The 11,538-nt window shown below is 42.7% G+C and carries 9 protein-coding genes; 2 read left to right on the forward strand and 7 right to left on the reverse strand.

Annotated features, from left to right (window positions below; translation table 11 throughout):
* Positions 1-150: 150 nt before the first annotated feature.
* From QF117_RS20380 to fabR, 4 genes are all read right to left on the reverse strand, one after another.
* A complete protein-coding gene (locus QF117_RS20380) occupies positions 151-1,191 on the reverse strand; it encodes a hypothetical protein (RefSeq protein WP_282387918.1) in 1,041 nt (346 codons plus the stop codon).
* A 54-nt stretch (positions 1,192-1,245) separates the two neighbouring features.
* Positions 1,246-2,529: a site-specific integrase gene (locus QF117_RS20385; RefSeq protein WP_282387919.1), complete on the reverse strand. Its 1,284-nt coding sequence runs from the start codon at positions 2,527-2,529 to the stop codon at positions 1,246-1,248.
* 321 nt (positions 2,530-2,850) lie between these two features.
* A complete protein-coding gene (locus QF117_RS20390) occupies positions 2,851-3,240 on the reverse strand; it encodes a YijD family membrane protein (protein ID WP_017036876.1) in 390 nt (129 codons plus the stop codon).
* Positions 3,240-3,881 (reverse strand): HTH-type transcriptional repressor FabR, encoded by a 642-nt coding sequence (gene fabR / locus QF117_RS20395; protein ID WP_017036875.1) that lies wholly within the window; start codon positions 3,879-3,881, stop codon positions 3,240-3,242. Before fabR ends, QF117_RS20390 begins: the two co-directional genes overlap by 1 nt.
* Before the next feature lie 309 nt (positions 3,882-4,190).
* Here fabR and sthA point away from each other — a divergent pair, with 309 nt between their 5' ends.
* Positions 4,191-5,591 carry a Si-specific NAD(P)(+) transhydrogenase gene (gene sthA / locus QF117_RS20400; protein ID WP_017038496.1) on the forward strand — a complete coding sequence of 467 codons (1,401 nt, stop codon included), beginning with the start codon at positions 4,191-4,193 and terminating at the stop codon, positions 5,589-5,591.
* A 112-nt stretch (positions 5,592-5,703) separates the two neighbouring features.
* Here the strand turns inward: sthA and dinF are convergent, their stop codons facing one another.
* From dinF to lexA, 3 genes are all read right to left on the reverse strand, one after another.
* A complete protein-coding gene (gene dinF / locus QF117_RS20405) occupies positions 5,704-7,083 on the reverse strand; it encodes an MATE family efflux transporter DinF (RefSeq protein ID WP_282387920.1) in 1,380 nt (459 codons plus the stop codon).
* Positions 7,084-7,119: 36 nt separating this feature from the next.
* Positions 7,120-7,932 (reverse strand): class I SAM-dependent methyltransferase, encoded by an 813-nt coding sequence (locus tag QF117_RS20410; protein ID WP_282387921.1) that lies wholly within the window; start codon positions 7,930-7,932, stop codon positions 7,120-7,122.
* A gap of 121 nt (positions 7,933-8,053) precedes the next feature.
* Complete coding sequence (lexA, locus tag QF117_RS20415; RefSeq protein WP_282387922.1) at positions 8,054-8,671, reverse strand: transcriptional repressor LexA; 618 nt, start codon at positions 8,669-8,671, stop codon at positions 8,054-8,056.
* Between the two features lie 337 nt (positions 8,672-9,008).
* Here lexA and plsB point away from each other — a divergent pair, with 337 nt between their 5' ends.
* Complete coding sequence (plsB, locus tag QF117_RS20420) at positions 9,009-11,435, forward strand: glycerol-3-phosphate 1-O-acyltransferase PlsB (RefSeq protein ID WP_282387923.1); 2,427 nt, start codon at positions 9,009-9,011, stop codon at positions 11,433-11,435.
* Positions 11,436-11,538: the final 103 nt, after the last annotated feature.

The raw sequence follows: 11,538 nt of genomic DNA on the forward strand, positions 1-11,538 counted from the left end.
TTTCAAGCTCCGTTTTAGTTCAAAATTCACGGACAAAGCTATCGTTATTCTCGGCATTAAAATAGGGGGAGTGAATGCCCCGCCTTTCTCCCCATTAATCCACTTTCAATTAAAACCTTATAAAACAAAGACTTTAAAAACCTTAAAAAATTAAAATTTATTTTTCATGAGAGCTAATGCAAAAGCTTCCATATCCTCACTATGCTCCAAACTTTGGACTTGAGACTTTACAGCGCTGTAACTGTCCCTTTTTTCTAAGGGAGGAAAGAGGTGTTGTATCTGAGGGTTAACCCTTTGATTTTCGGGTTTGCTTTTACCACGACCTTTACCGAACTCTGCATTGATAAAAGCATATCCAGATTCAGCGTTTTTACTTGGCTTCTTAGGCGATTTTGGAGGGGTGTTTTTTCGTCTGAACAACCCATATTCCTCTAACAAAAATCCACCGTCACGTACTGTTGGAGGCTTTGGTATCGTCTTTACCTCAAAAATACCAAAACCAATTCTTGCTAGTTTACAAAGTGAGTTATAACTTCGATAATAATCTGGTATATAGTAAGGGCTGTTTTCAGGAATTTCTGAAAGTTGTGGTATTTGGTGAAGGCTTGAAACTTTACTTATATCTTCATTTAAGACCAGAATATTATTGAATTCAAATTCAATTATTTCAGGCTCAAAATTCTCACATTTATTTTTTAAACTTATCTTTTTAAAATAAAAATATTCTATCGGATGGTTTTTATTTTGATAATCTTCTTCTTTAGGTAGTCTTTTGCTTTTTATCAACCCAGGGGTGTTTAAATACTCTCGAATATCCTCAGCCCTCATCCATTTATTAAACGCTGACTCTTTCGGTAATACTTCAAAATCTCTTCCTGTTAAAATAGCAACTTTAGAGCAATGAATGAAAGCAGCACTTTCCCAGGTTAATATATTAGCGATATCGTCTTTTTTTAATTTTATTATATACTTAGCTTGTTCGCTAACACCTTTTTCAATAGTTAGATTATGTCCACCACTTTTCCCCTTAATATCCTCTTGACTCCAGCTGATAAATTGCCATAGGTGATAGCCAGTTGGTAATATGTAATAAAGTGGTATCTCATGCTTTTCACATACTGATAAACTCTTAATGAACTCTTCTTTACAATCGTTGTTTTTCTTTATATTTACAAGTCTAAAAAATTCCATCGATAGCTTCTCCGTAAAACTGCTATTTTTGCTATTCGTAGCAAAAATAGCAGTTTAAAGACCAAAGTGTCGACGTAAAAAAGCTGCTTTTGTCGGCGATATCGTCTCTTTCTTCTTAGGGGCAAGAGCTTGTAACTTTCTTCCCCACGCCTGCATTACAAGCAATTGCTCATCAAAGTAGTCGTAGTGATTGTAGACTCGTAACATACCAGGTAACTGATGCCCGACAGCTTTTTCGACTGCGACTATATCAAGCTTCATTTCATTGCATCGGCTAATAAAGGTTCGACGTAAGTCATGAGGTGAGAATGGTTCTATTCCATCTGGGAGGTTTCTTTTAATAATAATTCTAATAGCTGATGATTCTTGTACTTTATCTGAGTTTAATTGAGGCCAAACTAACTTCCTACTATTAGCAATTTCTTTTCGCTGCTCTTTAAGCAATTCAATCAAATAGTCACTCAATGGAACTTTTCGACTTTCTGGACTCTTACTATGCCTATCTTTTGAACTTGCAGGAAGAATCCAAGTTCTATTTTTCAAATCTACTTCTTCCCATCTCATTTCTAAAACAGCTCGTATTCTCTGACCACAACCAAGTAAAAATCTAATTAGCCGAATATTAGAGGTGTTAGTCTTCCACGATTCTAAACTCGACTGTAGTAATTCTAATTCATTAAAACTCAAATTTCTTTTAGTTATTTTTGAACCGCCTCCTACATCTTTTGCTTTTAGTTGTGGGGCTGGGTGCACCTCAAGCATATTGAGAGCTAACGCATGATTTATGATTTGGTTCATCACTTTATGACATGCGCCTATAGCTCCGGCCATACGCTGCCCAGACTGATCAGTTTTAGCGTCAAATACTCTATTTAGATCCATAATATTAAGATCATCTAATTTGACGTCACCAATAAACGGTTTCACATCTCGTAAGTAAATCGTCCTAGCCTGCTCTCCTCGTAACTGTTTCGATAAGTGTATAGCGTCAAAACTAACAAATGCATCATGGAAAGTTTTTGCTGCCTCTTGTTCTCGCTTTTCTCTAACTAGCTCAAGTTTAGGATTTTTGTTATTTTCTAACCAACTACGATAACGACCCGCTTCTTCTCTAGCTTGCTCTAAAGTCATACCCGTTTGAGGCTTCGACTTTATGTATCGACCCATTGAAATCTTTTCGTGTTTTTTACCTATTTGAAAGCGAAAGGTCCAGGTCATTGTTCCCGTGGGACGAACACGGATATTTAATCCTTCAACTTTTTTATCAGGGATCATGTACTCTTTATCTTGAGGCTTCAACGCTTGCAATGTGGCATTGCTGCTAATTCTCTTTGTCATTATATTAAACCTATGCTTCTGGGTACGGCTCAGGGTACGGGAACAGGTGAGTTCCTATTGTATTATCTAGAACTCCACTGGACAACCAAATAGAGAGAACCCCTTAGTAACAGTAACTTAAGTGAAAAACATGGACTGTAATAAATCTTATTGGACACAAACTTCCATACACCCACCACATGGAAGCGGGCGTGTTACTGGAACGCAAAGCATAGATTCAGTCCATAGACCCAGCGGGTTTCAGCCTGATATAAAAAACGAGCCGTTTGGCTCGTTTTTTATAACTCTCAAGTATCAGTCTACACATCTCTGTATACCAACTTATGTTGGCTTACCAATAAAGCCCAGTTTTTTACCTATCCAAAGCATGAGTAACATCACCACGACAATGGCAAACAAGTTAGATCCTGCATCTGGGTGCTGTGCTTTCACAAAGGCAGAGTGACCAAACCCACCCACAAAGAAACAGGCTAAACCGACCAATGGGATATCTTCTGAAACCGGGTGACGCAGATACTCTTGGTATAGTGCCTGTACCGATAATACGAGCGCAATGATCGGAAAAATAGAAAAGCTCACTTCACTCATCGTCATCCAAGACAGTAATGCATCACCGCACATACCTGCAACCAACGCCAATACTAACGTTTTTCGTTCTGAGCCGCGGTCTAAGTGAACACCCGGCTCCATTCCATTTTCTGAATTTGACATTAATCCTCCCTGCTTTTTGTTCGCTTTCTCTCTCGCTCTTTGCGATACCAGAATGCCCCTTTTGCAATCATTCTTAGCTGCATAATCAAACGTTCAGCAAGCTCATCTCGTTCACGAGCCGACAAATCAAGCACTTCAGCTCCGGAGCTAAAAACCAAGGTCACCGATGCTTGCGCTTGAGTCTGTGCTTCTTCTTTGCTCATTCCGGTACTGGTTAAATATTCGGTTAACTCTGCCGCAAAATGTTCAATTTCTCTGGCGACGGCAGTACGAAAATCAAAAGACGTTCCCGAACGCTCTCTTAATAATAAACGAAAAACATTAGGGCTACTTTCAATAAATTCCATAAATGTTTCAACCGAAGTACGAATCACGCTTCCTTCGGTTGCAATCCGCTGACGAGCCTGCCGCATCAACTGACGTAGCAATAAACCGCCTTCATCGACCATGGTTAAGCCTAATTCATCCATATCTTTAAAATGACGATAAAAAGACGTGGGCGCGATCCCGGCTTCTCGAGCGACTTCTCTTAAACTTAAATTAGAAAAACTTCTATCAGCACTCAACTGACTGAATGCCGCGTCAATCAGTGATCGGCGAGTTTTCTCTTTTTGCTGTGCGCGAATTCCTAGCGATTTCATGATTGGACTACTTTGGTCATTATCTTATCCACCCTACTATAACGCGAAGCGACGTTACTCATAAACCCAATATTCAACTAAAATCTTACGTCGACAGGAAAGGTATCCTTACTCATAAACCTCTGAGTATCAATAACCTCGTCGGGCATCTTATAAAATAAAGTGTATAAGCGACGCCATTCTCATGCTGTTTTTAGATCTACGTCCGTGATCTCTTCGACCCTCTCGTCTCGAATATATTTACCTATCTGTAATATGCGTTAAAATCTCGCTACAGCAATGTAAAAGAATATAACAAGGAAGAGATCTATGACGCAGAGCAACCACTTTGATGTAATTGTTATCGGTAGTGGCCCTGGTGGTGAAGGTGCAGCTATGGGATTAACTAAAGCGGGGCTCAATGTCGCTATCATAGAAAAAGAGAGCAGTGTCGGTGGCGGTTGTACACACTGGGGAACCATTCCATCGAAAGCCCTTCGACATGCCGTAAGTCGTATTATTGAGTTCAATAGTAACCCACTATTTTGCCACAACAACAGCAGCATTCATTCGACTTTCTCTAACATTTTAAACCATGCTAAGTCCGTGATCGATAAGCAAACTCGGCTTAGGCAAGGCTTCTACGACAGAAATGATTGTACCTTGATTTTTGGCACGGCAGAGTTCTCAGGTGAGCATTCCATCAATGTGACTCAAGCTGATGGTACCGTTGAAACATACACCGCCGATAAATTTGTCATCGCGACTGGCTCGCGCCCATACCAACCGAGTGATGTCGACTTTACCCATCAACGTATTTATGACAGCGATTCAATTTTAAGCCTAGAGCACGACCCTCGTCATATCATCATTTACGGTGCTGGCGTTATTGGTTGTGAATATGCCTCGATATTTAGAGGGCTTGGCGTCAAAACCGATCTAATAAATACTCGTGACCGCTTATTGTCTTTTCTGGACAACGAAACGTCTGATGCCCTCTCATATCACTTCTGGAATAGCGGTGTTGTGATCCGAAATGACGAGACATTCGAAAAAATTGAGCCTACCGACGATGGTGTCATTGTTCATCTTGAGTCTGGAAAGAAAATGCGCGCCGATTGTTTACTGTATGCCAATGGCCGAACGGGTAACACGGATAAACTGAACCTAGACGCCGTTGGCTTAGCGGCGGATTCTCGTGGTCAAGTTTCGGTGAACAGTAATTACCAAACCAGCATTAACCATGTCTATGCGGTCGGGGATGTTATTGGCTATCCAAGCCTAGCGAGTGCGGCTTATGATCAGGGCCGATTTGTGGCTCAAGCGATTACTCAAGGGCAAGCCTCTGGATATTTAATTGAAGATATTCCAACAGGTATCTATACCATTCCAGAAATCAGCTCAGTAGGTAAAACCGAACAAGAACTCACCGCAGCGAAAGTACCGTATGAAGTGGGTAGAGCCTCGTTCAAGCACCTCGCTCGAGCTCAAATAGCAGGAAAAGATATCGGTAGCTTAAAAATACTCTTCCACCGAGAGACAAAAGCCATTCTGGGTATTCATTGTTTTGGTGAACGTGCTGCTGAAATTATCCACATTGGACAAGCAATTATGGAACAGAAAGGGCCTGCCAATACCATTGAATACTTCGTCAATACGACATTCAATTATCCGACTATGGCTGAAGCATACCGTGTGGCTGCGCTTAACGGGTTGAATCGATTATTTTAGCCTTACGTCTTAACCTCGCAAAACATGTCACGTCACTAAAGCAAGTGACGGTTGCGAATAGCAGAAACTAAAAACAGAAACAAAAAACAGAAACAAAGCGAAACCGCAGATCCTACTCTGCGGTTTTTTGATTTAAGAACACGCCATGACGCCATTGAACGATCAATACCATCCCTAAACCCAATCCCCTCATCGCCATAAAACTCAACATAGCTAACCACAACGCATGGTTACCCAGCTCACTGGTTAAATAAAACACAGCAAAGAAAAAACACGTCGCAACGAACATGCTGTTACGCATTTCCTTCCCTTTTGTCGCACCAATAAAGATGCCATCAAACAAGAAGCACCACATAGAAGTGAGTGGCATCGCAATTAACCAGGGTAAGTAGATATGAGCGTTATCTTTGACGCTTGGGATATCGGTGATCAAACTGATCAGAGCCGATCCAAAAAGAGAGAAAACAAGGGTCAAAGCTATGCAAATGATCAAGCTCCAAAAAAAAGTCCCGATCAGTGACTGATTCAGTTCTTTTTTATTTTTGGCACCAATCGCTTTCCCCACCATGGCTTCCATGGCGTAAGCAAAGCCATCCATCCCGTAAGAGATCATCATCAAGAAACTCATGAGCACCGCATTCGCAGCAATAACGTCATCACCAAAACTTGCGCCTTGAAAAGTCATAAAACTGAATGTCGCTTGAAGACACAGCGAACGTAGAAAAATATCTCTGTTTAACTTAACAAAGCGTCCAATGTTATTGCCACTCTTGGGCAGGATCGATCGAGGAGACGGTAAATGACGAGCACACCAAGTGCGATAAACACACCATAGACCGAAAGCCAGCCCCATGTAGTCCGCAATAACAGAAGCGAGAGCCGCGCCTTCGACTTTCCAATCAAAGCCTATGACAAATAAGACATCGAGTAAGATATTCGTGACGTTAGCAATGATCACCATCCACATTGGCGCTTTGGCATTTTGAGTGCCCAGTAGCCAACCTAAAATCACAAAATTAGCTAAAGCGGCCGGAGCACTCCAAGCGCGAATAGAAAAATACTGCTGACCATAATGTTTCACCTCGTCACTAGCACTGCTTAATGAAAAAATTAAGTCCGCCAAACTGCCGTGCACGAGTAAAAAGACGGCGGAAAACCCAAAGGCCATCATAACGCCTTGAATAAACACCAACGCCAGTTGCTGCTTATCATCCGCGCCATAAGATTGCGCGGTAAGCCCAGTGGTGGACATTCGTAAAAAACCGAGCAGCCAAAACGTCACACTGATCATGGTGCCGCCCAATGCCACACCACCTAGATACCAAGCCTGTTCTAAGTGGCCAATAACGGCGGCATCGACTAACCCAAGAAGAGGAACGGTAATATTAGAAAGCACCATAGGAATGGCGAGTAACAACACTCTCTTGTGAAGAGACAGGTTATTTAGGCTTTTATAGAGCGTACTTAACGTTTGAATCGATTGGGAAATCACAGTCACCTCACTTGTAGAGAGTGAAGTGTAACTGGATCACCAACGAAGCTGAACTACTACTGGGGTTAATCTCTGCTTGAGTGATGGGAGCTTCGTGATCCAGCGCTGCCAAAACTTCCAGCGGCTGCAGTTTTTGTCTAATGGCGACAAGATGTTTACCGACTGTGCCCACGGTAAATAATTCAGTATCGATTTACCTGGGTGATCATACCCATGCGCATACGTACCAGACCCGAGCTTTTTTCCTAAATGCGTCGACGTCTTATCCCCTGCAATTACAAAGCATGCGGTTGCGCTATCAAAATGACGCCCTAACGCTTGAACAAACTTGGCAACATGGGAATGGCTAAGATCAAGTAATGCGTGCTCACAGACAATCATCACATTAGCGTGGTTAGGAATCGGCAGTTGATCAAGCCACTGCAAATCGTCGACACTGCCACAATGATGCAAATAGCGTTCGCTCTTGTGAAAAAGCTTCTCTCTCCACAGCAAGTTCTCGGTAATATCGAGCTCAACCCAATGACAAAGCCCATCATCAACGCGATAAAATCGAGTATCTAAGCCTGCTCCAACATTAATGATCCAAGCATCAGGGCTACGCTTAATAAAGGCATTGACTTGTAGGTCACATAGTTGAGTGAGAGTTGCATGAAGCAGCTGCTTTTGATCAATATCACCAGATAAACACTCAGGAGATAATTGGCAGTAGCGACAAGCATTAGCCGCAATGGGGTCATAAATAAGGCCATCATCAACAAAGCTTTCACGGCTACGCAGCCATAATGGTTGGAACAAATCGGTGGGGATTTGATGGCGTCGTTTTGAAGAGGGGGATGTAAGAGGCATTATCATCTTCCTTATGAACCCAGAAAGAAGATGATAATGAATATCATTTAAACTTACAAGCTATTGAGAGTATCGCCAGGCCATTTCTCAAATCGGATACGGGGATCCGCTCCGTGAGAGGTTACATCCAGTCGGTATTTCGAATGATTCCGACGGCAATACCCTCAATGGCTAAGTGCTGCACGGTCAAATCCACTTCAATCGGAGAAAATTCTTCATTTTCAGCATGAAGCAGAACCGTTGCGCCTTTGCGCTCTAAACGTTTAACCGTGACATCATCATCCACTCGTGCCACGACAACTTGGCCATCTCGCACATCTTGAGTTTTGTGCACTGCCAATAAATCACCATCCATGATACCAATATCTTTCATACTTTCGCCATTAACTCGAAGCAGAAAATCAGCTTGTGGTTTAAACATGCTGGCATCGACTTTATAGTGTGTTTCGACATGTTCCTGAGCCAGAATCGGTTCGCCAGCCGCTACCTGTCCGATAAGTGGCAAACCTTCTTCCTCATTCGCAGCTTCTAATAAAATGCGTATACCACGCGACGCTCCGGGGATAATTTCTATCGCTTGCTTACGAGCGAGCGCTTTTAAATGTTCTTCTGCGGCATTAGCAGAACGGAACCCCAATTCACGCGCAATTTCAGCGCGAGTCGGTGGCATTCCATGATCATCAATTTTACGTTTGATGAGATCAAATACTTCTTGTTGGCGTGCAGTCAACGGCTTCATAAGTCACCTGTCTTTTTATACAGTTAACTGTGAGTATATCCAGTAAGTCATAAAATGAAAAGATAATTGACTGTTTTTTAAATATTTCGTGTTTTCGTCTCAATCCATAGCGGCTTTATCTTGTGCTTCTGTTCACTTTTGAAAGCATTCATCCATCAAAATTTCGCAATAATATGACCACGCGACCTACAATATAATTAAAAGGTTAGACCAGTTTCTGTTATCCTTGCCGCTCTTTTAAGTAACCTGCTTAGGCGACTTTCCACTTCGCGTTACAATAACAAATCACTGGAAATTCGCTTATGCTTATTTGAAACACAAGAGGCTATGAACCTTTATGTCTTCAGGACAATCGCTAGCACGAACATTACTTAAGTTACCTTTATCTATTTTGGTAAAAGGGACGGCAATTCCTTCAAGCCCTATTGACGATCATAATATTGATATCGACAAGCCTATTGTTTATGCGCTGCCATTTCGCTCCAGTGTCGATCTCCTGACCTTGCAAAAACACGCTCTAGAGCTTGGGCTACCCGACCCACTAAGCCCTGTTATGATTAATGGTCAATCATTCCCTCGCTATGTTTTTACCTCGTCACGCCCAACATTAGTTCAACGTAATCAAGACGTACCCAACACGTCGATCTCATTGTTTTCGTCACTGCTTGAGCTCCACCGATTTGACAGTAATCTCGATGTTCAAATTATTCCTACAACCGTATTGTGGGGCAGAAAACCGGGGAAAGAAGAGCACACAAAACCGTATCTTCAAGCGTTAAATGGCCCAGAAAAAGCAGCGGCTGTTATTCTTTCTGGCCGGGACTGTCTGGTCCGTTTCAGCCCTGTCGTGTCGCTTCGTTACATGGCCGATTCTCACGGTACAGACGCATCCATTGCTCATAAACTCGCGCGAGTGGCGCGTATTCACTTCTCTCGCCAAAAACTGGCAGCCTCAGGGCCCGATCTACCTAACCGTCAGGCACTGTTTCAACGTTTGCTCAACTCTCAAGCGATTGAAAAAGCGATTGAAGAAGAAGCCAAAGCCAAAAATATTCCAATCGAAAAAGCACGCAAAGAAGCGCATGCGATTATGGAAGAAGTCGCGGCGAATTTTTCTTACTCTCTGATCAAGTTAGGTCAACGCACTCTGCGCTGGCTGTGGAATCGTATTTACCAGGGGCTCAATATTTCCAATGCCTCGACGATAAGAAAACTGGCACAAGACGGCCATGAGATTGTTTACGTCCCGTGCCACCGTAGCCATATGGATTACTTACTGCTTTCTTATGTGCTGTATAATGAAGGCATGGTGCCACCTCATATTGCTGCGGGTATTAACCTCAATTTCTTCCCTGCTGGGCCAATTTTCAGACGCGGTGGTGCTTTCTTTATTCGCCGTAGTTTTAAAGGCAATAAACTGTACTCTACCGTTTTCCGAGAGTATCTCGCAGAGCTGTTTAGTAAAGGCTATTCCGTTGAGTACTTCAGTGAAGGTGGGCGTTCACGCACTGGTCGTTTGCTGCAAGCGAAAACCGGTATGCTTGCGATGACGATTCAAGCGATGCTTCGTGGCTTAAACCGCCCAGTAACGCTAGTGCCTGTTTACATCGGTTATGAACACGTTATGGAAGTCAGCACTTACGCTAAAGAGCTTCGAGGCAAAGACAAAGAGAAAGAAAACGCAGGCCAAGTGCTGCGCACTATTCGTAAGTTGCGAAATTTTGGTAAAGGCTACGTTAACTTTGGTGAGCCGATACCTCTGAATCAATACCTTAACGAACATGCCCCTGAGTGGACACAAGATATTGATCCACTCGGTGGAAGTAAGCCCCAGTGGATAAACCCAGTGGTGGGTAAGCTTGCAAATAAGATGATGACGAACATCAATGACGCTGCGGCAGCGAATGCGCTCACGCTTTGCGCGACTGCATTGTTGGCATCGCGTCAAAGAGCATTATCTCGAGACAGTTTGATCAACCAAATAGACAGTTACCTATCTCTTTTAAAGAACGTTCCTTATTCTTCAACGTTCACAATGCCTTCAGAAAGCGCAGAAGAGTTAGTGAGCCATGCGGAATCGTTGGATAAGTTTGTCATTGATAGCGACAGCATGGGCAGTATCGTGTCACTCGATCGCCATCAGTCGGTGTTAATGACTTACTACCGTAACAATATCATTCACCTATTTGCGATTCCGTCACTGATTGCACAGCTACTGGTCCGTAATCAGCAGCTGTCTGTCGCAAGCATTCAAAGCAAAGTCGCGCAAATCTACCCATTCTTAAAACAAGAACTCTTTTTGAGCATTGAAGATGACAATCTGGCGGATGTGGTGAATAACTACATTGAAGAGTTATCGCGTCAAGGTCACATTTGCATTGAGGGAGATAACGTTGCCATCAACCAAGCAAACACTCAAGTACTGGTGCTGCTTGGTCAAACAATTGCCGAAACCTTACAACGTTATGCCATTGCCTTAAACTTGCTCTCGGAAGATCCTGAACTGGGTAAAGCCGATCTAGAAAAGAAAAGCCAAGACATCGCCCAACGACTGGGACGATTACACGGTATTAATGCCCCTGAGTTTTTTGATAAAGGGGTGTTTGCAAGCATGTTTAACACACTTAAACAGCAAGCTTACCTAGATAAAAATGGCGAATGTGACCAAGAAAAAAGCAAAGAGTTGGCCCAACTGCTCTACACCATGCTTTATCCTGAGGTTGAATTGACCATTAAAGAGAGCGTCTACCAAGCCAACCATTAAAGGCCAGGCCTACCTTGGGTCAGTTTGTTTAGCTCAGACTAAAAAGGCATCCGATTGGATGCCTTTTCTGTTTGCTGAACAAGACAGTCTATATAAACGCAAT

The organism is Vibrio sp. YMD68 (assembly GCF_029958905.1).
Lineage (GTDB): Bacteria > Pseudomonadota > Gammaproteobacteria > Enterobacterales > Vibrionaceae > Vibrio.